This window comes from Novosphingobium sp. (assembly GCF_039595395.1).
In the GTDB taxonomy this organism is placed as follows: domain Bacteria; phylum Pseudomonadota; class Alphaproteobacteria; order Sphingomonadales; family Sphingomonadaceae; genus Novosphingobium.
Window position 1 is genome coordinate 994,336 of record NZ_JBCNLP010000001.1, and the last position, 24,669, is coordinate 1,019,004.

22 protein-coding genes are annotated in these 24,669 nt (G+C 65.7%); 14 read left to right on the top strand and 8 right to left on the bottom strand.

Going from position 1 to position 24,669, the window contains the following annotated elements; all coding sequences use genetic code 11:
* Window positions 1-37 precede the first annotated feature (37 nt).
* The 3 genes from ABDW49_RS04735 to dnaE all read left to right on the top strand — a co-directional run bounded on the left by ABDW49_RS04735 (window position 38) and on the right by dnaE (window position 4,807).
* Window positions 38-316, top strand: coding sequence for a hypothetical protein (locus ABDW49_RS04735; RefSeq protein ID WP_068088001.1), 279 nt, complete (start codon window positions 38-40; stop codon window positions 314-316).
* Window positions 313-801 carry a glutathione peroxidase gene (locus ABDW49_RS04740; protein ID WP_343614150.1) on the top strand — a complete coding sequence of 163 codons (489 nt, stop codon included), beginning with the start codon at window positions 313-315 and terminating at the stop codon, window positions 799-801. The genes ABDW49_RS04735 and ABDW49_RS04740 overlap by 4 nt, the downstream gene beginning before the upstream one ends.
* Before the next feature lie 397 nt (window positions 802-1,198).
* Window positions 1,199-4,807 (top strand): DNA polymerase III subunit alpha, encoded by a 3,609-nt coding sequence (gene dnaE, locus ABDW49_RS04745; protein WP_343610096.1) that lies wholly within the window; start codon window positions 1,199-1,201, stop codon window positions 4,805-4,807.
* Window positions 4,808-5,129: 322 nt separating this feature from the next.
* Here dnaE and ABDW49_RS04750 read toward each other — a convergent pair whose 3' ends face one another.
* On the bottom strand, window positions 5,130-6,212 hold the full coding sequence (locus tag ABDW49_RS04750; RefSeq protein ID WP_343610097.1) for a PA0069 family radical SAM protein: 1,083 nt from the start codon (window positions 6,210-6,212) through the stop codon (window positions 5,130-5,132).
* Between the two features lie 119 nt (window positions 6,213-6,331).
* Between ABDW49_RS04750 and ABDW49_RS04755 the strand changes: the two genes are divergently transcribed.
* On the top strand, window positions 6,332-7,201 hold the full coding sequence (locus ABDW49_RS04755; RefSeq protein WP_343610099.1) for an arylamine N-acetyltransferase: 870 nt from the start codon (window positions 6,332-6,334) through the stop codon (window positions 7,199-7,201).
* Window positions 7,202-7,488: 287 nt separating this feature from the next.
* On the opposite strand, the gene ABDW49_RS04760 is transcribed toward ABDW49_RS04755, so the two are convergent.
* From ABDW49_RS04760 to ABDW49_RS04770, 3 genes are all read right to left on the bottom strand, one after another.
* Window positions 7,489-8,028 carry a molybdenum cofactor synthesis domain-containing protein gene (locus ABDW49_RS04760; protein WP_343610101.1) on the bottom strand — a complete coding sequence of 180 codons (540 nt, stop codon included), beginning with the start codon at window positions 8,026-8,028 and terminating at the stop codon, window positions 7,489-7,491.
* A 4-nt stretch (window positions 8,029-8,032) separates the two neighbouring features.
* A complete protein-coding gene (locus ABDW49_RS04765) occupies window positions 8,033-9,829 on the bottom strand; it encodes a lytic transglycosylase domain-containing protein (protein ID WP_343610102.1) in 1,797 nt (598 codons plus the stop codon).
* 155 nt (window positions 9,830-9,984) lie between these two features.
* Complete coding sequence (locus ABDW49_RS04770; protein WP_343610103.1) at window positions 9,985-10,845, bottom strand: hypothetical protein; 861 nt, start codon at window positions 10,843-10,845, stop codon at window positions 9,985-9,987.
* Window positions 10,846-11,107: 262 nt separating this feature from the next.
* Between ABDW49_RS04770 and ABDW49_RS04775 the strand changes: the two genes are divergently transcribed.
* Together ABDW49_RS04775 and ABDW49_RS04780 are read left to right on the top strand one after the other, a co-directional pair.
* Window positions 11,108-11,923 (top strand): 4-(cytidine 5'-diphospho)-2-C-methyl-D-erythritol kinase, encoded by an 816-nt coding sequence (locus tag ABDW49_RS04775; protein WP_343610104.1) that lies wholly within the window; start codon window positions 11,108-11,110, stop codon window positions 11,921-11,923.
* On the top strand, window positions 11,920-12,657 hold the full coding sequence (locus ABDW49_RS04780) for an N-formylglutamate amidohydrolase (protein ID WP_343610105.1): 738 nt from the start codon (window positions 11,920-11,922) through the stop codon (window positions 12,655-12,657). Before ABDW49_RS04775 ends, ABDW49_RS04780 begins: the two co-directional genes overlap by 4 nt.
* Before the next feature lie 7 nt (window positions 12,658-12,664).
* Here ABDW49_RS04780 and ABDW49_RS04785 read toward each other — a convergent pair whose 3' ends face one another.
* On the bottom strand, window positions 12,665-12,853 hold the full coding sequence (locus ABDW49_RS04785) for a Flp family type IVb pilin (protein WP_343610107.1): 189 nt from the start codon (window positions 12,851-12,853) through the stop codon (window positions 12,665-12,667).
* A gap of 213 nt (window positions 12,854-13,066) precedes the next feature.
* On the opposite strand from ABDW49_RS04785, the gene ABDW49_RS04790 reads away from it, so the two are divergent.
* Window positions 13,067-14,476: an NAD(P)H-hydrate dehydratase gene (locus ABDW49_RS04790; protein WP_343614152.1), complete on the top strand. Its 1,410-nt coding sequence runs from the start codon at window positions 13,067-13,069 to the stop codon at window positions 14,474-14,476.
* Window positions 14,477-14,486: 10 nt separating this feature from the next.
* Complete coding sequence (locus ABDW49_RS04795) at window positions 14,487-15,695, top strand: class I SAM-dependent RNA methyltransferase (RefSeq protein WP_343610109.1); 1,209 nt, start codon at window positions 14,487-14,489, stop codon at window positions 15,693-15,695.
* A gap of 239 nt (window positions 15,696-15,934) precedes the next feature.
* Here the strand turns inward: ABDW49_RS04795 and ABDW49_RS04800 are convergent, their stop codons facing one another.
* The 3 genes from ABDW49_RS04800 to ABDW49_RS04810 all read right to left on the bottom strand — a co-directional run bounded on the left by ABDW49_RS04800 (window position 15,935) and on the right by ABDW49_RS04810 (window position 19,024).
* On the bottom strand, window positions 15,935-16,582 hold the full coding sequence (locus tag ABDW49_RS04800; protein WP_343610110.1) for a class I SAM-dependent methyltransferase: 648 nt from the start codon (window positions 16,580-16,582) through the stop codon (window positions 15,935-15,937).
* Entirely contained in the window at window positions 16,582-17,802 is a 1,221-nt protein-coding gene (locus tag ABDW49_RS04805; RefSeq protein ID WP_343610112.1) for a DUF3419 family protein, read from the bottom strand. The genes ABDW49_RS04800 and ABDW49_RS04805 overlap by 1 nt, the downstream gene beginning before the upstream one ends.
* Window positions 17,803-18,067: 265 nt before the next feature.
* Entirely contained in the window at window positions 18,068-19,024 is a 957-nt protein-coding gene (locus ABDW49_RS04810) for a pyridoxal-phosphate dependent enzyme (protein WP_343610114.1), read from the bottom strand.
* Window positions 19,025-19,132: 108 nt separating this feature from the next.
* Between ABDW49_RS04810 and ABDW49_RS04815 the strand changes: the two genes are divergently transcribed.
* The 6 genes from ABDW49_RS04815 (at window position 19,133) to ABDW49_RS04840 (ending at window position 24,622) form a co-directional block, all read left to right on the top strand.
* Complete coding sequence (locus ABDW49_RS04815) at window positions 19,133-20,344, top strand: saccharopine dehydrogenase family protein (protein WP_343610116.1); 1,212 nt, start codon at window positions 19,133-19,135, stop codon at window positions 20,342-20,344.
* A 29-nt stretch (window positions 20,345-20,373) separates the two neighbouring features.
* On the top strand, window positions 20,374-20,688 hold the full coding sequence (locus ABDW49_RS04820) for a DMT family protein (RefSeq protein WP_343610117.1): 315 nt from the start codon (window positions 20,374-20,376) through the stop codon (window positions 20,686-20,688).
* A gap of 4 nt (window positions 20,689-20,692) precedes the next feature.
* Window positions 20,693-21,868 (top strand): carboxynorspermidine decarboxylase, encoded by a 1,176-nt coding sequence (locus tag ABDW49_RS04825; protein ID WP_343610118.1) that lies wholly within the window; start codon window positions 20,693-20,695, stop codon window positions 21,866-21,868.
* Between the two features lie 253 nt (window positions 21,869-22,121).
* Window positions 22,122-23,345: a type III PLP-dependent enzyme gene (locus ABDW49_RS04830; protein WP_343610119.1), complete on the top strand. Its 1,224-nt coding sequence runs from the start codon at window positions 22,122-22,124 to the stop codon at window positions 23,343-23,345.
* A 249-nt stretch (window positions 23,346-23,594) separates the two neighbouring features.
* Window positions 23,595-24,077, top strand: a complete 483-nt coding sequence (gene smpB, locus ABDW49_RS04835) for an SsrA-binding protein SmpB (RefSeq protein ID WP_343610120.1) — start codon at window positions 23,595-23,597, stop codon at window positions 24,075-24,077.
* A 2-nt stretch (window positions 24,078-24,079) separates the two neighbouring features.
* Entirely contained in the window at window positions 24,080-24,622 is a 543-nt protein-coding gene (locus ABDW49_RS04840) for a DUF2062 domain-containing protein (protein WP_343610122.1), read from the top strand.
* The last annotated feature ends 47 nt before the right edge of the window (window positions 24,623-24,669 follow it).

The window sequence follows — 24,669 nt, forward strand, 5'->3', positions numbered from 1 at the left end:
TCGCATATAAAGAACATACGAACAGAAGGATCATGCCATGTCCCAGCCCAGCACCTTTCGCGGCGAATCGCAACTGCCCCACGGCATCGAGTGGGATCAGGACGCCACGCTGCATCACGCGGGCGACGCGGGCGTTCTGGCCGAGCTGAAGGTGCTCCGCCACGGCAACCTTGCTGATCTGATCCGCTACATCGCCCTGCTGCCCGCCGCTCAGCGCGACCAGTATGAGATCGAGCGCACCGGCCACCACCGCATCAAGTCGGAAGAGGCCATGGAACTCTACAACCACCCCGGCTTCCCCCACGCCGACGCCTGATGGCGCCGCAACGCCTCAGCGACTTTTCCGCGCGCCTGCCGGACGGGCGCGCGGTTCCGCTTGCCGATAAGGCGGGCAAGGTGGTGCTGATCGTCAACACCGCCAGCCAATGCGGCTTCACGCCTCAATATGCCGGGCTGGAAAAGCTGTGGCAGGACTATGGCCCGCGCGGTTTCGAGGTGCTGGCCTTCCCCTGCAACCAGTTCGGTGGGCAGGAGCCGGGCAGCGCGGATGAGATTGCGCAGTTCTGTCAGGTGAACTTCGGCCTGTCGTTCCCGCTGATGGACAAGGTCGAGGTGAACGGGCCGGGCGCGCCGCCTCTGTGGCAGTGGCTGACCTCCACCGCGCGCGGCATCTTCGGGACGCGGAAGGTGAAGTGGAATTTCACCAAGTTCCTCGTGGACCGCGAGGGCAGGGTGGTGCGCCGCTTTGGGCCTCGGGTGAAGCCGGAGGCCTTGACCTCGGCCATTGAAGAGTTGCTTTAAGGATTAAGGGAAGATGCGAGGGTGTTACACCCTCGCGCTCCCGTTACTGTCTGCGTTGCGCATTGGGTTCGGCCTTGGCGCTTTGGACGCTGCGGCGCAGGCAGTTATTCCTCGTGCAACGTTATCGATCCGAGACTTGGTTGCCTGCGGCGCCTTGCCTTGCGCAGGTGGAGAGGTGGGGCGCTCCATTTTGGAGCCATTGCCCTGCCGTCGGGAGACGGAATGGGAGCGCGAGGGCCCGGAGCATGTCTCTTGAGACATGCGACCAACAAAGACTCCCCCCTCTCACTTATCCTTCCTTTCTCCTCCACCAATCCCCATCTTATCCCCAACCTTCCCCACACCCCGCGAGCGCCCGGAATTGATCCCTCCGCCCACGCGGCCATAGGCTGAAACCATGGCGTCTTATTCCCCCTTCGTGCCCTTGCGCATCTATTCCAGCTTCACGATGCTGGACGGCGCGATCGATCCCAAGGCGATTGCCAAGCTGGCCAAGACGCGCGGTTTCCCCGCCATTGCGATCACCGACAAGAACGGACTTTACGCAGCGCCTGCCTTTTCCAGCGCCTGCAAGGACGCGGGCATTCAGCCGATCGTCGGCACGGCGCTGGCGATCGCCCGGCCCGAGGGGAGCAATGTCTCCGGCGCCTTTGGCCCTGCCGCGCCCACGCTCGACTGGCTGGTGCTGCTGGCGCAGAACGAGGCCGGGTGGCTGAACCTGTGCCATCTGGTCAGCCAGGCGCATCTGGAGCGCCCGCTGGAGTATGAGCCACATGTGCCGCTCGCCGCGATGGAGGGCCACACCGATGGCCTGATCTGCCTGACCGGGGCAGGCGACGGCGCCGTCACCCGCCTGATCGCGGAAGGCCAGCAGGGCGCGGCGGAGCGTTACCTCTCCACGCTTGAAACCTATTTCCCCGAGCGGCTCTACGTCGAGATCGCGCGGCGCGGGAATGAGGCCGAGGATGGCGCCGAGGATGCGGTGGTCGATCTGGCCTATGCCCGCGATCTGCCGCTGATCGCCACCAACCCCGCGCATTTCGCCGAGCCGGGCGGCTTTGCCGCGCATGATTCCATGCTCTGCATCGCCAACTCCACCCATGTCGATGCGGTGGACCGCCCGCGTTCCAGCAAGGAGGCCTGGGTCAAGCCCGCCCCCGTGATGGAACACGCCTTCGCCGATCTGCCCGAGGCTGTGGCCAACTCGCTGGTGGTGGCGCAGCGCTGCGCCTATGTGCCGCCCAAGCGCAAACCCCTGCTGCCGAGCCTCGCGGGCGACAAGGAAGGCGAGGCGCGGATGATGGTCGATCTGTCGCGCGCCGGTCTGGCCAAGCGTCTGGCGCCTTACTGGCCCGGCGTAGACGAACCGACGCTCGATGCGGCCTTGGCCAAACAGGGCGAGGAGCGCGTCGCCGCCTATGAGGCCCTGCGCCCGCTGGGCGTCACCGAAGACTTCTTCGAATATGCCGACCGCCTCGATTTCGAGACGGGCATCATCAACCGCATGGGCTTTGCCGGCTACTTCCTGATTGTGGCCGACTTTATCCAGTGGGGTAAGCAGAACGACATTCCGGTGGGGCCGGGGCGTGGTTCGGGCGCCGGTTCGCTGGTGGCCTGGGCGCTGACCATCACCGATCTCGATCCGCTGAAACTCGGCCTGCTGTTCGAACGCTTCCTGAACCCGGAACGCGTCTCGATGCCCGACTTCGACATCGACTTCTGCGAAACCCGTCGCGGCGAGGTGATCCGCTATGTGCAGGCCAAATATGGCGCGGATCATGTGGCGCAGATCATCACCTTCGGTAAGCTGAAGGCCCGCGCCGTGCTGCGCGATACGGGCCGTATTTTGCAGATGAGCTATGGCCAGGTCGACCGCCTGACCAAGATGGTGCCCAACCATCCCACCGATCCGTGGTCGCTGGAGCGCGCTCTGAATGGCGTGCCCGAACTGCACCGTGAATACACCAATGACCCCGAGGTGAAGCGCCTGATCGATCTGGCGATGCAGCTTGAGGGCATGCCGCGCAACTCGTCCACTCACGCGGCGGGCGTGGTGATCGGCGACAGGCCGCTGGCGCAACTGGTGCCGCTGTACCGCGATCCGCGCTCCGACATGCCGGTGACCCAGTTCGACATGAAATATGTCGAGGACACGGGCCTGATCAAATTCGACTTTCTGGGCCTGAAAACGCTGTCCGTGCTGCGCAAGGCGGTGGATTTGCTCGGCAAGCGCGGGATCAGCATCGATCTGGGCGCGCTGGCCTGGGACGATGCAGATGTCTACACGCTGCTGCAGCGGGGCGACACGGTCGGCGTGTTCCAGCTCGAATCCGAAGGCATGCGGCGCACGCTGGCGGCGGTGAAGCCCACCAATTTCGGTGATATTATCGCTCTGGTGTCACTGTACCGTCCGGGGCCGATGGACAACATTCCGCTCTTCGGCCGCCGCAAGAACGGGCTGGAGAGCATCGAATATCCGCATGACAAGCTGAGCGTCATTCTCGCCGAAACCTATGGCATCTTCGTCTATCAGGAACAGGTGATGCAGGCCGCGCAGATCCTTGCCGGCTACTCGCTGGGCGACGCAGATTTGCTGCGCCGCGCGATGGGCAAGAAGGTGCAGGCGGAAATGGACGCCCAGCGCCTGCGCTTCGTGGAAGGCTGCAAGGTCAATTCAGACATTCCGGCGGCCAAGGCCAACGAGCTGTTCGACTTGATCGACAAATTCGCGGGCTATGGCTTCAACAAATCGCACGCCGCCGCCTACGCTTTGCTGGCGTATCAGACGGCGTGGTTCAAGGCGCATTACCCCCACGAATTCTACGCTGCCGCCATGTGCTTCGATATGCATCAATCTGAAAAGCTGGCGATTTTCGTGGACGATATGCGCCGCAACGGCTTCGCCATCGCCGGGCCCTGCATGAACCACTCCGAGGCCGAATTCACCGTCGAGGAAACCAGCGACGGCTATGCGGTGCGCTACGCGCTGGCGGGCATCCGCAACGTGGGCGAAAAGGCCATGGAGCAGGTGGTGGCCGAGCGCGAGGCCAACGGGTTGTTCAAGGACCTAGAAGACCTGTTCACCCGCGTGCCTTACGGGTCTTTGAACCGACGCGCGTTGGAAGGCCTCGCCAGCAGCGGGGCCTTTGACATGCTGGAGCCCAACCGCGCCAAGGTCATGGCCAATGCCGACATGCTGCTGGCCTGCGCCGATGAGGCCGAGCGCACCCGCACCAGCGGGCAGGGCGGGTTGTTCGGCAGCGATGGGGACACCGCCGCGCTGCGCCTCACCGAAACCCCCGCCTGGAGCCGGATGGATCAGATGGGCAAGGAGCGCGAGAACTTCGGCTTCTATTTCGCGGCTCACCCCGTGGCGCAATGGCACGCCATCGCCTCGGCCAATGGCGCGCGTTCCTATGGCGCACTGATGTCGCAGGGCGCCCCTCCGGGCGGGCGGGCCAATGCGGTGATGGCCTGCATGGTCGAAAGCGTCCAGAAGCGCAAAACCAAGCGCGGCAAGGATTTTATCATGGCGGAGTTCTCCGACTCCTCCGGCCAGTTCTCCGCCTCCTGTTTCGAGGAAACGCTGGTCGAGCCTTTCCTGAACTGGGCCAAGGAAAGCACCTGCATCCTGCTGACGGTCGAACTCGACAGCCCCAGCCCGGAAGAGCCGCCCCGCGTCACCATCCGCGGCGGCCAGCCTTTGTCCGAAGTGCGCAATGCCGCGCGCATGATGCTGCGCATCGAGGTGTCCCAGCCCGAGGCCTTTGTGCAACTGGCCACCATTCTGCCGCGCGTGGGGGCTGGTGAAGGCTCCGGCGCCAGCGCCAAGGGCGAGGTGGTCGCGACGCTGAAAACCGGCGATCCGGTGCCGCCGCAGTTGCGACTGGGTCAGGATTTTGCGCTGGATGGCGATCTGGTCGAGGTGATTGCGGCGATCGAGGGCGTGACGGTTCTGTCGTTTGCGCCTCAGCGGGGTAGGGCGCAGTTGCGGTTGGTGGCTTGAAGAAGATTTGAAGGGAGAAGATGCGAGGGGGGATTCCTAGTTGGTCGCATGTCTCAAGAGACATGCTCCGGGCCCTCGCGCTCCCATGACGTCTTCCGACGATAGGGCAGTGGTTCCGCGACCGAGTGCCAGAACTCTCTACCTGGGTAAATCAAGGCGCCGCAGGCAGAAACTCGCAGCATAACAAGCTGGTCTATGAAATTTAAAGCCTGCGGCGCAGCGACCGAAGCGCCTTGGCCGAACCGGATGCGCAACGAAGACATTAAAGGGAGCGCGAGGGCGATGGCCCTCGCATCTTCTCTTCAACCTTCAAATCTTGCTTTCAAAACAACCTCATCTGCCCATCCCTTTCCGGCGCCACGAACTGCGAGCAATCCAGCACCACGCGCCCCCGCTGCAACCCCAGCCGCGCCACCGCCTTGCGAAACCGCGCGCGGGTCAGATCCGCCCACACGCCTTGCGGCTTCATGCGCGTGTGAAAGTTCGGATCATTATCCCGCCCGCCCCGGATCTGGTTGAGGATCGACATCACCTTGGCCGCGCGCTCCGGAAAATGCGTGTCCAGCCACTCGCGGAACAGCGGGGCGACCTCGTGAGGCAGGCGCAGCATGATCCAGCTTGCGCCGTGCGCGCCGCGCTCTGCGGCCTGCTCGAGGATACGCTCGATCCAGTCCTCGGTGATGGCGGGGATGATGGGCGAGACGTTGACATAGGCCGGCACCCCCGCCTCGACCAGCGCGCCGAGTGCTGCCAGCCGCTTCATCGGCGTGGCGGCGCGCGGCTCCAGCTTGCGGGAGAGCGCGGCGTCGAGGCTGGTGACCGAGATTGCCACAGCGGTCAGTTGGCGCGCGGCCAGTTCGCGCAGCACATCCAGATCGGCTAGCACGCGGTCGGATTTGGTGGTGATGGTGACGGGGTGGCGCACCTCAAGGCACAGCTCCAGAATCTGGCGGGTCAGGCGATAGCGGCTCTCGATGGGCTGATAGGGATCGGTGTTGGTGCCCATGGCGATGGGGGCGGGGCTGTATCCGCGCGCGGCCAGCGTGCGGCGCAGCAGCTTGGCGGCCTGCGGTTTGACGAAAAGCTTTGTCTCGAAATCCAGTCCCGGTGAAAGGTCGAGATAGGCATGGGTGGGCCGCGCGTAACAATAGATGCAGCCATGCTCACACCCCCGAAACACATTCACCGACCGGTCAAAGCCGATATCGGGCGACTTGTTGAACGAGAGGATCGTTCGCGCCGCCTCTTCTGTGACCGTGGTGGCCAGGCGCGGAACCTCTTCCTCCAGCGCGGCGCGCTCGTCCAGCCAGTCGCGGTCCACCTCGCGCTGGGGCAGGGCAAAGCGTGTGCTGGTTGCGCCCGAAACGGCGCCACGTCCACGCGGAGCGGGAGGAGAAACGGCCATGGACTCAATGTGAACAAAATGAGAACAAATGTCAAGGTCAGCCCAGGGCCACGATTGACAGAAACGCATCCGGATCGGATAGATCCATGCTTGGGTCAGGGCGGAAAGGCGGCGTTTCCATGCAAAATGAGGCAATTCTCAAGAGCTATCTCGCCCGCCTCGGCCTCGGCAAAACGCCTGACCTCGATGTTGCCGGTCTCGATGCCCTGCAGCGCGCGCATCGCCTGTCGATCGGCTTTGCGAATCTCGACGTGATGCTGAGCCACCCCATCCGCATCGATCTCGACAGCATCGCCGACAAGCTGATCAGCCGTCAGCGCGGCGGCTATTGCTTCGAACACAATGCCCTTTTCGGTGCCATGCTGGCCGAACTGGGTTTCGCCAACCGGCCTCTGCTCGGCCGCGTCTGGCTGGGCAGCGACTGGCCCGGCGAGCCCGCGACCACCCCGCCCCAGACCCACACGCTGCGTCTGACCACCATCGCGGGCGCGCCATGGATTGCTGATGCCGGTTTCGGCGGCGCCTATGTGCCACCGTTGCCGCTGTCCGACGGCGCTCAGGCCGCCACGCCCGATGGTGCGCTGCACCGCCTGCGCCGCGTCGGCGCCGAGGGCGCGGCCACCGGCGAATGGCTGCTGGAGCGTGCCGGACCCGCCAGCGCCACCGACGGCAGGGCGCAGGCCCACGACGCTTTCCAGCCGCAATACAGCTTCTCTCTGGCCGAGGTCGTGCCGGTTGATCTGGAGCTGTCCAACCACTGGACTTTCACCCGCGCGGGGACGCGGTTCACCAGTGGCTGTCTGGTGTCCATCGTGTTGCCGGATGGTTTTGCCTCGCTCAATGGGCGGCGGTTGAGTGTGCACCACTCCGGGCAGGGGGACGTCAGTGAGGTTGCTTCTGCCGCTGCGTGGCGGGAGGTGCTGGGGGATCTGTTCAGGGTTCAGATCAGCCAGGAAGAGGCGGAAAGGCTTTTCGATCAAAGGGGGTAAGGAGAAGATGCGAGGGGGGAGTCTTTGTGGGTCGCATGTCTCAAGAGACATGCTCCGGGCCCTCGCGCTCCCATAACGTCTTCCGACGCAAGGGCAGTGGCGCCGAAGCCGGGCGCCCAAGCTCTCCACCTGCACAAAGCAAGGCGCCGCAGGCAGTGAATGTTATGCTGTAATCTTTCAAGCCTGCGGCGCGGCAAATAAGCGCAAGGGCGAACCCGATGCGCAACGCAGACATTAACGGGAGCGCGAGGGTGTAACACCCTCGCATTCTACCTTTCAAACCTTCTTCAAACTTCCTTCAACCGAGGCATCAGCTCGATAAAGTTGCAGGGCCGGTTCCGACTGTCCAACTGCTCGTCGAGGATACGGTCCCAGCCGTCCTTCACCGCGCCGTTCGATCCGGGCAGGGCGAAGATATAGGTCCCCTCCGCCACCACGGCCATGGCGCGCGACTGCACGGTGGAGGTGCCGATGGTGGTGTAGCTGATCCAGCGGAACAGCTCGCCGAAGCCGGGGATCTCGCGCCCCGCGAAGGTGGCGATCACATGGGCCAGCGCCTCGGGAGTCACGTCGCGCCCGGTCAGGCCTGTCCCGCCGGTGGAGATCACGCAATCCACGTCGGGATCGCGCACCAGATCCGCCAGCGTGCCTGCCAGCAGGATCGCATCCTCGCGCAGGATCGCGCGGGAGGCCAGCTTGTGGCCCTTGCTGGTGATCCGCTCGGCAAGGATATCGCCGGAGGTGTCATTCTCCGCCGTGCGCGTGTCGGACATGGTCAGCAGAGCGATGTTGATCGGCTTGAAGACCCGCGTCTCGTCAATGGCCACGCGCTCAGTTCCTGTCCGCAACCTGAGTCACGGGCGCGGCAGTCGGCCAGTCCTTGGCGGCGACGCGGACGCCCTTGCTGCCCGACAGTTCGGGGAAGGTCGGCCACATGCCCTGCGCCATCACCACGCGGCTTTCCGAGCCCGCTCCGGCCTGACGCTCATACATCCAGTAGTTGCGCAGCACGGTGGCGACATAGCCGCGCGTTTCCCAATAGGGCACCGATTCCATCCACAGCAGCGGGTCGCCATTGTCATGGATCTGGGTGTTCCAGCGCGAGACAGGCAGCGGCCCGGCGTTGTAGGCGGCGATCACCTTGGGCAGCAGGCCCTGCGTGGCCGCGTTCGACTTCAGTGCCTCGAGATGCTCCTGCCCGAAGGCGAGATTGATCTCGGGACGGGTGAGGTCGGTGACATTGCCCGAGACGCCCAGATAGGCGGCGTGGTCGCGCGCGGCGGCGGGCATGATCTGCATCAGGCCGCGCGCACCAGCACCGCTGACGACATTGGTGCGGAAGGCCGATTCCTGAAGGGTATGCGCAAACAGCAGCGCCGGATCGACCTTCCAGCCGGTGGCCGGAGTCCATTTGGGCGTGGGATAGCGGCTGGCAGGCGCGGGGCTGCTGTTGCCCGGCGCGTTATAGGCCATCCAGAGCTGGGTGCCGGGCAGGCCAAGGTCACGCGCCAGACGCGAGAGTTGCTGATACTGGCCGGGCGCGCCGATGCGGGCCTGATAGCGCAGCACATCGTCGGCCAGACCATCCTCGCCGACCTCTGCCAGGCCCACGGCGACGCGCACATTGGCGTTGTCGCGCAGGTTCTGCCAGTCGGCGGCGGTGAAATCAGGCTGGGCATGCGTGCCGGGCATCTTCAGCCCGAGCTGCTCGGCCGCCAGCATGCCATAGAGCGTCTCGTCAGCGCGCGCGGCGGAGCGCAGCGCTGCGGCGGCCTGCTCGGGCTGGCGGCAGCGCACGAAAGCGCGCGACTGCCAGTAATAGGCGGCGGAGACCATTTCCTGATTGCTGCCCGACTTGGCGGCCTCGGCAAAGGCGGGGATGGCCTGCTGGCAGGCGCCCTGACGCCATGCGGCCAGCCCTGCGGTCCACCATGCCTCGCCCACCCAGGCGCCGGTGGTGGGGAAGTTGGCATCCTGCGCGGCGGCGATCGCCTGCGCATAGGCCTCATTGTCCTGATTGTTGATGTAATAGGCCCAGGCGACCTTGTCGCGCCATTCGGCCCGCGCCTCGGGGCTCAGCGTGGCATCGACGCCATCAAGAAGCTGCTTGGCGCCCGCCGTATCGTTGATCTTGATGCGATCGTTGATGCTGCCGGCAACATTGGCGGGCATCGAATTGTCCGCCACCGAGCGGGGACGGGTGCGACGCGGGGCGCTGGGCCATGCCACCAGTTGCTGCGCGGAAGGCAGCGCGGGCAGCGCGGTGCCGCCGCGCTTGGCGGCCAGAGCCTCGATCTGTTCGGCCTCGGGCAGCGAGGTGCCGGTGGCCAGCCACTGGTTCAGCGCGTCGAGTTCGATGCGCGGGCTGCCGGGGGCGATGTAATATTCGGCGCGCAGCAAATTATGGAGCGGGCCATCGGGGCGGGTCGCCAGCATCTGGCGCAGGGTGGCCCAGTCCTGACGCTTGAGGGTGGCGAAAGCGTCCTTGTACCAGCTACGCTCATCCTCGGAGAGCAGCTTGGGCACGGCGGAATGCGCGTTGCGGCCCATGAAATATTCGGCGGCGGCGGAATTGGCGAGCGCCGCATCGGGCGCCAGAGCGGGCAGGGCCGCGCAGGTCAGGGCCATGCAGGTTCGGACCAGGGCCGTGCCCGCATGTTTGCGCAAGCAGGCGCGCAAGCCAGTATTTCCGGTCATTGAACCCCGCTTCATCCCGACGATGCCTGTCCTTAGCAACGGCCATGCGAGCGTGATCCCATGGACCCGCGCGACCGGTGTGAATATCATGCCTGCCCGAGCCAGCCGAGCCAGTGGTGCCAGAACACCGCCTTGGCGCGTGGCCGTTCCAGCAAGGTGGTCAGATCCGGCATGGCCATGATCTGGGCCATACTGGCTGAACCGGGCTGGCCGGATTCGGGCGTCTCTGAGGAAATCCCTGCCTCTTTTTGGTTAACCAAAGGTAAAACGGCAGGGCTTTGCGGCAAGTTGTGGCCCAGCAGCGGCAGAATGTTGCCGCCAAACGCAATAATCCGCTGCGGCTGAGCCAGAGCGACATGGTGGCGCAGCACGGCCCCGAGTCCCTGGGCGTTCAGCGCGCTCCAGTCGGGATGCGGCATATGGCGCGGCAGGGCTGCGGCGAGGCGTAATTGATCCAGTTCCAGCCCCATCACGCCCAGCATGGCGCGCAGCAGCGCGCCTTGCTGGCCCGAGAGCAGCGATCCGGCGGCGGCATCGCCAGCCTCGGGTTGCGGCACGATCACCATCAGCGGCGCCTGCGCGGGCCCCTGGGCGGCGATGCGTCCTTCGACATGGCCGCCGTCCAGCGAGGGTTCGGCCAGCCACCATGCGTCGAAGGTGGCGAGATCCTGAGGGAAGGTGTTGGGGGCGCCGCCGATGCGCGCTTCCTGCTCGACGGCCTGGGCTTCGGGCGCCTTGGCGGCGGCGATGGCTTCGGCAAAAGCGGCGGGCAGGGGGGTGGCGGGGCGCAGGGGCTCGGCTGCGGGATCGCGCTTTTCGGCGAGCCAGGTGACGGGCTCATCGGTGAAGAGCGTGTCCACTCCGGATTCGCGCCACCAGTCGAGCGCGCCAAAGATCTGGGCACCGAGCGGCGGGGTGGCGGAAAGGGGGGCGGTTTGCATCGTCATGATTCTGTCGCAGAGCCTTGACGGGGCGCGGCGCAAAACTCAACCCGGCAAACGCCTCAACGCGCTGGACAGCGCCTCAAACGGGAGAGAGCGATGGAACAGGCGCCGCAGGCATGAGCAAATCGCAACGGTCAGCCGGAGCGCAGCGATGGTGAACCACTGCCCTGGCGCCGGGAGACGTCATGGGAGCGCGAGGGGATAATCCCCTCGCATCTTTCTTTCCCCCTTGCACCCCTTGTTCCTCGAAGCCATGGCTGCGCCCATGACGACACTGACCGAAACCGCCTATGCCAAGATCAACCTTGCCCTGCATGTGCGTGCGCGCCGTGAGGATGGCTATCACGAGCTGGAGACCTTCTTCGCCTTCGTCGATGCCGGAGACGAGATCGCGGTCACCCAAGCGGACAGCGATTCGCTGACGATCACGGGCGAGTTCGCGCCGCTGCTGGCGGGTGAGGACGGCAATCTGGTGCTCGATGCGCTGGCGCTGCTGCCGCGCGCGCAGGGTTGGCATGTCTCGCTGGACAAGGCGCTGCCGGTGGCGGCGGGGCTGGGCGGGGGCTCGGCGGATGTGGGGGCGGTGTTCCGTCTGGCTCAGCGCACGCATGGCCTGCCCGATGGCTGGCAGCAGGCCGCCGCCAAGCTGGGCGCCGATGTGCCCGCCTGTGTGGAGAGCGTGGCGATGATCGGGCGGGGCACCGGCACCGATCTGGCCCCGGCGCCGAGCGATCTGCAGGGCTGCCCGGTGCTGCTGGTCAATCCGCGCGTGCCGCTGCCGACGGGGCCGGTGTTCAAGGCCTGGGACCGCGTCGATCGCGGGGCGATGCCGGAGGGCAGCGCGCGTGAGGTGGCCTTGCAGGGCCGCAACGATCTGGAGGCGCCGGCGATCTCGATCTGCCCGCCGGTGGCCGATGTGCTGGCGGCGCTGGGGCGGACGGGGGCTTTCCTGTCGCGCATGTCGGGTTCGGGCGCGACCTGCTTTGCGCTGTTCGACGATGTGGCGGCGCGCGATGCCGCCCGCGAGGCCATCGCGGCGGAGCAGCCCGGCTGGTGGCAGTTGGCGGGGCTTCTGCGGTGAGCGCAAACCAACCCTGGCGCCTGCTGGGCACGCCGCGCTCGGGCGGGGTGCTGGTGATCTCCGACCATGCCAGCAACCGTGTGCCCGATGGGGTGACTCTGGGCATCGATCCCTTCTGCATGACCCAGCATGTGGCGATCGACATCGGCGTGGCAGGCGTTGCCGCGCATATGGTCGAGCAGGGCGGGGCGGATGCGGCATGGCTGGCGGATGTCAGCCGGCTGGTCTGCGATGTGAACCGCGAGGAGGATGCGCCCGGTGCCATCCCCGAAACCAGTGACGGTATCCTGATCCCCGGCAATGCGCTGGATGAGCATGGGCGCGGGCAAAGGCTGGCGCTGTATCACCGCCCCTATCACACCGCTCTGGCGCAAACGCTGGCGGCGCATGAGCCCGGCCTGATCCTGTCGCTGCACAGCTTCACGCCCTCGCTCTCGACCCGGCCGGAAGAGGCGCGGCCCTGGCATATCGGCGTGCTCTACAATGATGATGCCCGCGCGCCGCGCCTGGCCCTGCCATGGCTGGAGGCGATCGAGGGCCTGTGTGTCGGCGACCAGAAGCCCTATTCGGGGCGTCAGCTCAATTACACGATGAACCGCCACGCCGAGGCACGCGGGCGGCTCTATCTGGGGGTGGAGGTGCGGCAGGACCTTATCGGCGATGCCGCCGGGCAGGCGCTATGGGCCGGGCGTCTTTCGGGCCTGTGCCGCCATATTCTGGAGGTGGCGGGCTGAAGGCCGATCAGGCGGAGGGCGCGGACATCCCGCTGGACGCGGCGACAAAACCGCTGTTGATCTGATTGCCCAGACCCCTGACGCCGGCGATGATACCGATCGCGATCAGGGCGGCGATCAGCCCATATTCGATCGCGGTGGCGCCGCGCTGGTCGCGCCACAGGCGCTGCAGGATCGGCTGAGACATGCGAATCATGGACGTCGGTTTCCGGCAGAAGAGAGCAGAGGCTCGCACGTATAAGCCCTAAGTCCTGAAATCGGATTAACCACCCTTTACGCAGGTCGGGCGGACTTGACGTGGCGCGGGTGAAGCGCACAATCCCGCCCGACCCTGCGGCCCTGCCTGCCGCGCCGGCGATGGAGGCCCCGCGTGCCGACGTCCTTACAAAATCCCTTGCCCAAGAATCCTTTGCCCAGCCCCGAACCTCTTCATTTCGGGGCGGATATTCTGACAGCCGCCCAGATGAAGCAGGCCGAACAACTGCTGATCGATGCCGGTTTCGGGGTCGAGGTGCTGATGGCGCGCGCCGGGCGCGGCGCGGCGGAGTATATCTGGCGCATGGCCGGGCCGCTGCGGATCATCAGCGTGCTGGTGGGGCCGGGGCACAATGGCGGCGACGGCTGGGTGATCGCCCGCCATCTGCACGAGCGCGGCGCAAGGGTGCAGGTGGTGATGGCCCATGCTCCCGCCAGCGAGGCCTCGCGGCTGGCCCGCGCGGCCTTTGAGGGGCATGTGGTCGATTGCCCCGATCATGGCGATCTGCATGGCGATATTCTGGTCGACTGCCTTTACGGCACCGGCCTGTCGCGGCCTCTGGGGGACCTTGATCTGGATTTGCTGACCGGTCTGGCGGCGGGGCATCGGCGCCGCGTTGCGCTCGATCTGCCCTCGGGCGTGGAGGCGGATCGGGGCGATGATTTCGGGCATGATCTGCCGCAGTATGATCTCACCATCGCGCTGGGGGCGTGGAAGCGCGCGCATGGGCTGATGCCCGCGGCGGGGCGGATGGGCGTGCTGAAACTGGTCGATATCGGTTGCGATCCCGTTGCGGGGGTGGGGCGCATGCTGGAGGGGATCACGCTTGAACCGCCCTTGCCGGGGGCGCATAAATATACGCGCGGGTTGCTGGGCGTGGTGGCGGGGGCCATGCCGGGCGCGGCGCTGATGGCTGCGCGCGCTGCCGGTGGAGCGGGCGCGGGCTATGTGCGCCTGCTGACCGAGGATGCTCTGCCTGCGCCCGCCGATCTGGTGGTGCAAGGGCTGGATGGCTTGGACGACAAGCGCTTGTCCGCCCTGCTGGTCGGCCCCGGACTGGGGCGCGACAAGGCTGCCGAGTTGGTGCTGAAATCTGTGCTGGCCACGGGCAAGAGGCTGGTGCTGGATGGCGATGCGCTGATGCTGTTGACCCCCGCCATGGCCAAGGGACAACAGGCGATCCTCACCCCGCATGAGGGCGAGCTGGCCGCGCTGGAAAGCGCCTTCGCGCTCCATGTCAATGGCAGCAAGGTCAAGCGCGCCAAGGCTTTGGCCGAGGCCAGCGGCATGGTGGTGGTGGCTAAGGGCCCGGACACGGTGATCGCCACGCCCGACGGCACATGGACCATCGCCCCGCGTGCCTCAAGCTGGCTGAGCGTGGCCGGATCGGGCGATGTGCTGGCCGGGCTGATCGCCAGTCGGCTGGCCGCCGGAGTGTCCGCTTTTGAGGCAGCCTGCCAGGGCGTATGGCTGCACGGGCGCGCGGCGGGCTTGCTTGGCGGGCCTTTCACGGCCATGGCGCTGGCCGAAGCGGTGCCGAGCGCGGTGCGGGCTTGCCTGTAAGGAATACCGAGTGTCCGAAGACCTGCATGAAGAACTGATCGAGCGGCTGGCCGCGCGCGGCGATGGCGTGACCGCGGGCGGTCGCCATGTGGCCATGGCCGCGCCGGGCGATTACGTGCTCGACGATGGCAGCCTGCGCCACGGCCCTCACCATGTGGATCCCGTCTGCCAGCATTACGGCGTCTGCGGTGGCTGCCAGCTTCAGCATGTGGACGATGTGGCGCTCGCCAATTTCGTGATGGAGCGCGTGGTCAACGCCGCCAAGGGCCAGAAGCTGGAGCCCGAGCATGTGACGCCGGTGCATCTCTCGCCCTCGGGCGCGCGCCGCCGCGCCTCGCTGCATGGCCAGCGGGTGGGCGGCATCGCGCTGGGCTTCCGTGAGGCCCATGCCCACACCATCGTCGATCAGAAGCAGTGCCCCGTGCTGGCGCCTGAACTGGAAGCCATCGTCGATCCGCTGCGCCGCATGCTTCAGCGCCGCGAGGGCAAGCTGGCGGTGGACATCGACCTGACGCTGACCGAGCAGGGCGTCGATGTCGGCATCAAGGGTTTCAAGGTCGAAGGTCTGGCCGAGACCGAGGCCGCGCTGGACTTCGCCCGCGAGCACAAGCTGGCCCGCCTGTCGCTCGACCAGGGTTATGGCCCCGAAGCGTTGTGGGAGCCCGAGCCGGTGACGGTGTCGCTCTCGGGCGTGTCCGTGCCGCTGCCGCCGGGCGCCTTCCTTCAGGCCACCGTTGATGGCGAGCAGGCGCTGACCGCCGCCGTGACTCGCTGGCTGAAGGGCGCGGGCGCGGTGGTGGATCTGTTCTCGGGCCTTGGCACCTTCGCTTTCGCGCTGGCCAAACAGGGCAGCAAGGTGCTGGCCGTCGAGGCCGAGCGCGCCGCCCATCTCGCCTGCAAGGCGGGCGCCGCCGGAACCCAGCTTCCCGTGCTGAGCATGCACCGCGACCTGTTCCGCAACCCGCTGCTGGCCGACGAACTGAACCGCTTCCCCGCCGTGGTGCTCGATCCGCCGCGCGCCGGGGCCAAGGAGCAGGTGGGGCGCATCGCCGGCTCCACCGTGCAGCGCGTGGCCTATATCAGTTGCAATCCCTCAAGCTGGGCGCGTGATGCGGTGACGCTGATCGAGGGCGGCTATCGGCTGGTCGAGCTGCGGCCCGTGGGGCAGTTCCGCTGGTCCTCGCATGTGGAATTGGCGAGTTTGTTCATCAAGGGATGAAGGAAGATGCGAGGGGGTTACCCCCTCGCGCTCCCATGACGTCTTCCGGCGAGAGGGCAGGGTGGCCGAAATGATGCGCCCAAACTCTCCACCTGCGCAGCGGTAAGCGCCGCAGGCAGTGAAATGGCTGGGGCTTTAAAGCCTGCGGCGCTGCAAACCGAGCGCTAGGCCGAACCCGAAGCGCAACGTAGACATTAAAGGGAGCGCGAGGGCGATGGCCCTCGCATTCTCTTTTTCCCTTAAACTGCCGAGCGCCGCACCACGACGATCTGGTAATATCCCCAAGGCCCACGCAAAGGCTCCACCGACATCCCCCGCGCCGCAGCCAAAGCCCCGGCGCGCGCCACCAGATCCAGCCGGGGCGAAACGTGGAAGCGCGTCAGCCAGCCATTCAGCGCCTGTCGGGCCAGACCGGGCAGCCCCTGCGCGTCCCCGAAATCGACGATGTGCAGCGTGCCGCCGGGGGCCAGCGTGTCGCAGGCCATGGCCAGCGCGCCTTGCCAGTCGGGGATCATCGAGAGCGCGAAGGAGATCATCACATGGTCGAAGCCATTGTGCCCGAACAGCGCTTGCGGGTTGAAGGCGCAGGCATCGCCCTGCTTCAGCACGGCCTTGGGCCCGAGGGTCTTGCGGGCCGAAGCCAGCATTTGCTCGGAGATGTCCAGCCCGAACAGCTCGGCGCCCTTCCATCGCTTGGCCGCCAGCGACAGGTTGCGTCCGGTGCCGCAGCCCACTTCCAGCAGGGTCTGGCCCGGCGCGATGTTCAGGCCCTCGATCAACCGGTCGCGCCCGAACAGGAAATATTTGCGCGTGGCGTCATAGATATGCCGCTGGCCGCGATAGACGCGGTCCATCAGCGCGGCGTGGTCTTGTGGCAGGCTGGCCATCAGCCCTTGAACCGATAGAGGTGCAGCCCGCCATAGATCGAGGAGCGGTCGCGGGCGATCAGCTCGCGGGCTTCCTCTTCCGAATAGGACCAGCGCGAGAGGATCTCGTCGGGCACGCGGCCGGGCAGGATGGTGGGCTCGCCAGCGGTGCGGAACAGCACGCGGGCGCCGCTGCGGGCGGTGCGGGTGATCTGGCTCCACAGGGCGGTGAGCTGGGCGTCGCTCATCCAGTCCTGCGCGTCGAGCAGTACGTAGCGGTCGAGGCTGGCATCGGCCTGCAGCGCGAGGTGGTCGGTGAAATTGGTGTGCGACAGGGTCATGCGGTCGATGCGGTCGCGCACGGCCTGATGGTTGTCGGCCTGCAGCCATGGCGGCACGGGGGCGTTGGGGGCGCGGCCATAGCCACGGTTGAACGCCTGCCAGGCGAAGTAATTGTCCTGCACCGAGAAGCCGCAGGCGAGGCGTTCGAGGCGCGCGCGCAGCACGGTGGCCATGCGCTGGTCACCGGCGAGGGCTTCATACTGGGCCGGGGGGATGCCGAGGCCGAAGAGCGAGGCGGGCTGCTTGGTCAGCCAGCGGATAAAGCGCTTGTCGAAGACCGGGGCGATGCGCTCGTCAAAGAGGCGGCGCTGGTCTTCCAGCGAGGTGGCTTCGAGGATGACCTTCAGATCGACGCGGTAGAGGCGGGCGATCAGGTGGGCCATGCCGATGAAATTGCCGAGCAGCCCGCGCTTGTAGATGCCGCGCGCGAAACCGTGGATGCGGCGGCGGCCAGCGAGATCGCGGCCTTCCCAATAGCGGCGGCTGGTCTCGTCGAGATGCGGCGCGATCAGGCTGCGGTAATCGGCCAGATTGCGGCGGTTGTCGGCCTCGACGAAGAAGCGGCGCAGCGCGTCATGGTCGGGCAGATGGCGCAGCGCGGCGATCTTGAGGCGGCCCAGCGCGATATGCGCGGTGTTGAGATCGACCGCTGTTACCTGCGCCGGATCGGCGGTGAGGTAGGACAGGGCATTGCAACTTCCGCTCGCGATGGTGACGATGCGGCTGTCGGGCTGAATGTCCAGCGCCTCCATATCCACCACGGGGTCTTCCCAGATCTGGGCATAGACCAGGCCGCGAAAGGCAAGTGCAAAGGCCCGGTCCAGCAACCTTTCGGTCATGGGGACATGGCTGCGCACGACTGCGCCTTCGATGATATGGGGCGTTGGAGCATTTGGCATGGCGCTGGCCTGTCCGGTGAGTGGGTCTCCGGCGGCTAGGCCATGGCTGTTTCCTCTGCATGACGGCACGGTGACGGTTTGGTTTCACCCTGCCGTTTCATGCGACATTTTGGCGTCAACTGTGCATTTATCCCGGTGGAATGCGTTGTTTGGACCATGTGCGTAAGAGCACATGGTCAGACCGGAACCAGCCCGCTCCCCCGCCCGGCCACCCACAGCATATCGGCGATGGATGGCCGGGCGGGGGAGCGGGCTGGCCGTGACTTCAGCCTGCCAGCACCTTGGCGAAAGCCTCGGCATCGGTGTTGCCGCCGGTCAGCATGACGGCGGTGCGGCCATCCACGGGGGCCTTGCCCGCCAGCACGGCTGCCAGCGCCGCCGCGCCGCCCGGCTCGACCACCAGCCGCAACTGGCGGAAGGCGAGGCGCTGGGCCTCGGCCACCTCCGAAGGGCTGACCCAGAGGCCGCTCTGGCAGCGCTCTTTCAGCACGGCGAAGTTGATCTCGCGCGTGGCGGGGGTTTGCAGGGCGTCGCAGAGGGTGGCGGGGGCGTCGGCGCCGACCTTCTGGATCGTGCCGCTGGCCAGCGAGCGGGCCACATCGTCCCAGCCTTCGGGTTCGACGGGGACGATCTCGGCCTCGGGGCAGGCCAGCGCCAGACCGGCGGCCAGCCCGCCGCCGCCGCAGGGCGTGACGATGCGGGTGGGGGCGCCGCCCGCCCATTGCTCCATCTGCGCCGAGAGGGCGAGGCCTGCGGTGCCCTGACCCTCGATCACCCAGGGGTCGGCATAGGCGTGGACGAGGGTGCCGCCGGTCTGCGCCAGAACCCTGGCGGCGGCTTCGTCGCGGTCCTCGCCGCCGGGGCGGTCATAGGTGACGATGGTTGCGCCCATGGCCGCGGTGGCCTCCAGCTTCACCTTCGGGGCGTCGTTGGGCATGACGATGATCGCGGGAATGCCAAGGCGTCGCGCCGCCCAGGCCACGCCCTGCGCATGGTTGCCGCTGGAGACGCCGACCACGCCCTTGGCGGCTTCCTCGGGGGAGAGGTCGCTCAGGCGGTGCCAGGCGCCGCGAATCTTGAAGGCGCCGACGGGCTGCAACACTTCGGCCTTGCACCAGACCGTGACCCCGTGGACCTCAAGCGGGAGGAGCGGCGTTTCAGGCAGGATGCTGGCGATTTTTTCGGCGGCGGCGTGGATGCCGGCCAGGGAGGGGCTGCGCATATGTTGAGTTGTCATGGAACAACCTTATATGGCCCCATCGGTTTTTGAAGCGCGTTTCGCGTTGGAATGCCCGGTTGCCCGATGCAGCCGCGAGCAAGGAGACAGGTTTTGAGCAAGGTTCTGGTGATTGGCGCCGGCGGCGTCAGCAGCGTGGCGGTCCACAAGATGGCGATGAACGCCGGGATTTTCACCGACATCCATCTGGCCAGCCGCACCAAGAGCAAGTGCGATGCCATCGCCGAATCGGTGAAGCAGCGCACGGGCGTCGAGATTTCGACCTATGCCATCGATGCCGAGGATGTTCCGGCGCTTTCCACGCTGATCGAGCAGATCGGTGCCAAGCTGGTGGTCAATCTGGCGCTGCCCTATCAGGATCTGACGATCATGGATGCCTGTCTGGCGACGGGCGTGTCCTACCTCGATACCGCCAACTATGAGCCCAAGGATGTGGCCAAGTTCGAGTATCACTGGCAGTGGGCCTATCAGGACCGCTTCAAGGAAAAGGGCATCATGGCCGTGCTGGGCAGCGGTTTCGATCCGGGCGTGACCAGCGTGTTCGCCATGTGGCTCAAGAAGCACAAGCTCAAGACCATCCGCCAGCTCGATATTCTGGACTGCAACGGCGGCGACCATGGTCAGGCCTTTGCCACCAACTTCAACCCCGAGATCAACATCCGCGAAGTGACCGCCCCGGCGCGTCACTGGGAAGGTGGCGCGTTCGTCGAGACGCCTGCCATGGGCAAGAAGGTGTCGTTCGACTTCGAGGGCGTCGGCCCCAAGAACATGTATATGATGTATCACGAGGAGCTGGAGAGCCTGGCCAAGTTCATCCCCGAACTGGACCGCGCCCGCTTCTGGATGACCTTCGGCGATGAGTACATCAAGCATCTGACCGTGCTGCAGAATGTGGGCATGACCCGCATCGATCCGGTGATCTACAATGGCGTGGAGATCATCCCCCTGCAGTTCCTCAAGGCCGTGCTGCCCGAGCCGAGCACGCTGGGCGCCACCACCAAGGGCAAGACCAACATCGGCGACATCGCCACCGGTGAAGCTCTGGACGGCAGCGGCGAGAAGACCTTCTACATCAAGAACATCTGCGACCACGAAGCCTGCTTCGAGGAAACCGGCAACCAGGCCGTCAGCTACACCACCGGCGTGCCCGCGATGATCGGCGCCGCGCTGATGCTGACCGGCGCCTGGAAGGGCGAGGGCGTGTTCAACATCGAGCAGCTCGATCCCGATCCCTTCATGGAGATGCTCAACACGCAGGGCCTGCCCTGGACGGTTGAGGAACTGGCCGGTCCGGTCGAGTTTTGATGAATTGGGCTTTGATCCTGCCACCTTTGATGTTGGCAGGATCAAACATCTTTATGAATCTGGCATGGTATGGTCACCTGAAAGAGCCGAACAAGGCGCTTTGGGTGGCCGTGCTGGGCAGCTGGGCTTTGGCCTTTTGCGAGTACTGTCTGGCGGTGCCGGCCAACCGCATCGGCTCGAAAGCCTATTCGCTGGCGCAGTTGAAGACCATGCAGGAGGTGTTCTCCCTCGCTGGCTTCGTGCTGGTGGCATGGGCGCTGTTCGGGCAGAAGCCGGGGTTGGCGCAATTGGCTGGTTTCGTGCTGATCGTCGCGGGTGCGGCGCTGATTTTCAAAGGGAATTGAACTGATGGAAACCCGTGCGGGTGATCCGGGCGCTTTTGCCCATTTCGATCTGAACCGTGTCGAGAGCCCGGCCTTCGTGGTCGATGCCGCCAAGCTGCGCGCCAATCTGGCGGTGCTGGCCGATGTGCGCGACCGCGCGGGGATCAAGCTGCTGTCGGCGATGAAAGCCTTTTCCATGTGGCGCATGGCCCCGCTGATCGGCGAGTATCTCGACGGCGTCTGCACCAGCGGCCTGTGGGAAGCGCGTCTGGCCGACGAGCATTACGAGGGCGAGATTGCCACCTATTGCGCGGCCTATAAGGCCGAAGACCTGCCCGAGATCTGCGCGATTTCGGACCATGTGATCTTCAACTCGCCGATGCAGATCGCGCGTTTCCGCCCGGTGCTGGCCGAGCAGCCCAGCGCCTTCGATCTGGGCCTGCGCATCAACCCGCTCCACCGCGAGGGTGAGGTGGAGAAATACGATCCCTGCGCGATCGGCTCGCGTCTGGGCTTCCCGGTGGACCAACTGATGTCCGAGCATCTGGAAGGCGTCACCGGCCTGCATTTCCACACGCTCTGCGAGCAGGATTTCGAGCCGCTGCAGCGCACCTGGGATGCGCTCTATCCGCGTATCGCGCCCTATTTGGCGGCGAATGGCGGCCCCATCCACTGGCTGAACTTCGGCGGCGGGCATCACATCACCCGCGCCGATTACCAGCGCGACGATCTGGTCGCCTTCCTGCAGGCGGTGAAGGCCCAGACCGGCTGCCAACTCTATCTGGAGCCGGGCGAGGCCGTGGCGCTGGACGCGGGCATCCTGATCGGCACGGTGCTCGATTCGCACACCAATGGTGTGCCGGTGGCGATCGTCGATGTCTCGGCCACCTGCCATATGCCCGATGTGATCGAGGCGCCCTATCGCCCCGCCATGCTGGGTGAACTGGCCGAGGGCACCGCAACCCGTCTGGGCGGCCCCTCCTGTCTGGCGGGCGATGTGATCGGCGATTACCGCCTGCCGGTCGCCGTCGAGCCGGGCGCGCGTTTCGCCTTCCTCGATCAGGCGCATTATTCGATGGTGAAGACCACCACCTTCAACGGCGTTCCCTTGCCCTCGATCTGGCTCTGGGATTCGGCGGATGATTCGCTGGAATGCGTGAAGCGATTCGGTTGGGAGACCTTCCGCGACCGACTGTCCTGATTCCCTGTCATAAACGCCGGGGTTTCGCGGGATTTCTGTCATAATCCCGTCACAAAAGACGCATAAGTGCAATGATGGACCACAGCGCCTCCTTTTGACCTTTTGCGGGGTCATCAGGGGGCGTTTTTTCACTTGCAGTTCATGTGCACCGACCTATATGCACCCCCTCGCCGCCCCATGGGGACTTCCAAACCGCAAGGCGGCTTTCACCTGTTGTAGCTCTGGCCTGATGGCCTATTGGGGGTCCCTTGCGTTGTCCATTTATCCTGACGCACCGTCTGTAGCTCGCGCCCTCGCGCCTACCGAACCGGTCATCCTGAATCGCCCGCAGGCCGCTGCGCGCGCTGCCCGCTTCTTTGCCGAGAAGTTTCCGGGCAAGTCGCTCTATGCGGTCAAGGCCAACCCCAGCCCGGACCTGCTCCGCGTGCTGTGGAGCGCCGGCATCACGCATTACGACACCGCCTCGATCGTCGAGGTGCGTCTGGTGCGCGAAACGCTGGGCCCCGATGCCGTGCTGTGCTTCATGCACCCGGTGAAGCCCGCTGCCGCGATTGCCGAGGCCTATCATGTCCATGGCGTGCGCACCTTCAGCCTCGACACCGTCGAGGAGCTGGAGAAGATCGTCGAGGCGACCCGTTCGCCCGACGGCAAGGCCGCCGAGGATCTGTCGCTCTGCGTGCGCCTGCGCGTCTCCTCGGAATATTCCGAGCTGAGCCTGGCGTCGAAGTTCGGTGTTGATCTGGTCGATGCCGCGCCGCTGCTGCAGGCCACCCGTCAGGTTGCCGATTGCCTGGGCATCTGCTTCCACGTCGGTTCGCAGGCGATGACCCCCTTCGCCTATGTCACCGCGCTGGAGCGGGCCCGCGTGGCCATCGTCGATGCGTCGGTCACCGTGGACATCATCGATGTCGGCGGCGGCTTCCCCTCGATCTATCCGGGCATGGTGCCGCCGCCGCTGGAGGATTATTTCGCCTCGATCCACCGCGCCTTCGAATCGCTGCCGGTGTCCTATTCGTCGGAACTGTGGTGCGAGCCGGGCCGTGCCCTCTCGGCCGAGTTCAACTCGATGATCGTGCAGGTCGAGAAGCGTCGCGGCAATGAGCTGTTCATCAATGAAGGCGCTTACGGCGCGCTCTACGATGCCGCCCATGTCGACTGGCGTTTCCCGGTCAAGCGCATCAGCCTGACCGGCCAGGACATCGACGATGAGAACGCCATGGAAGAGTTCGCCTTCTATGGCCCGACCTGCGACGATGCCGACTATATGGAAGGGCCCTTCGTCCTTCCCGCCGGGATCAAGCCGGGCGACTACATCGAAGTGGGCATGCTGGGCGCCTATGGCGCTGCCATGCGCACCCGCTTCAACGGCTTCGGCGCGGGCGAGACGGTGATTGCCACCGACGAGCCCATGGCCAGCCAGTATGCCGGCAAGCGTCGCGATCCGCGCACGTCGGACAATGTGGTGTCGCTGCGCTAAGAGTCTGTTTGGAAATCCGGCGAAAGCCGGATTTCGCGGTGCCGAACCAAAAAATGTGCTCTTCCGCACATTTTTCAAAAAACGGGCGGCCGGAGCGATCCTGCCGCCCTTTTTCTTGTCTCACGCTTCCGGGCGATGGCATCTGGTCGCGATGTTGGGGCCATTTGCCCACTTCTTGCGTTTTGCGGGCTAAAAAGGCGCTAGAGCCTCTTCCCCGATCCGTCTTACATCCCTACATCGCCTCTCACCATGGCACGCCCCAAACCCACCGCTTTCGAAAAGACCAAGACCGTTGCCGAGAACCGGCGCGCGCGCTTCGAATATTTCATCGATGACGTCTATGAGGCGGGCATCGCCCTGACCGGCACCGAGGTCAAATCGCTCCGCTTCGGCGAGGGCTCGATTGCCGAGGCCTATGCCGAGGTGAAGGATTCGCAGGTCTGGCTGGTCAATGCAAATGTGCCCGAATACAACTTCGGCAACCGCTTCAACCATGTGCCCAAGCGCCCGCGCAAGTTGCTGCTGCATGAGCGCGAGATCGCCAAGCTGACCGGCGCGGTGGAGCGCAAGGGCATGACCCTTGTCCCGCTCTCGATCTATTTCAACGGCAAGGGCCGCGCCAAGGTCGAACTGGCTCTGGCCAAGGGCAAGAACAATGCCGACAAGCGCGCCACGGTGAAAGAGCGCGACTGGAAACGCGATCAGGCCCGCATCATGCGGGAGCATAATTAGGAGTGGCCTCGCTCCTGATCTCGAACTGGGCCAGCAAACACTTCCCCACCCGCGAAAAGCTGGAGAAGAACCGCTGGATCCGGCCCTTCGCCCATCTGGTGCTCAAGCCCGATCTGTGGCGCTTCAACCGCCGCAGCGTGCCGCGCGGCATCGCGCTGGGCCTGTTCACGGGCATCGCCATTCCCTTCGCCCATTCGCCCGTCGCGGCGCTGACGGCGGTGGTGGTGCGCGCCAATGTGCCCGTCGCCATCGCCACCACCTGGACCAGCAATCCGCTGACCTGGGCGCTGATTTTCCCCGCCGCCATCGCCATCAGCAACACGCTGGGCTTCCATGTGGACATGACGGCCTTCCGCGCTCTGCTGCATTCCGACGCATCGTTGGGGCAATGGGCCGGGTGGCTCTTGTCGAAGGCGGCGCCCGCCCTCATGCTGGGGCTGCTGGTGGAGGCGACGATTGTCGCCAGCATCGGCTATGGCGCGGCGGCGCTGGGCTGGCGCACCTGGATCGGGCAGAAGCGCAAGCGTCGTCACCATAAAAGGTGAGGATGCGCGCGGGCTTGAATGCTGCGCCCCGGCGGTCCAGACCCGGT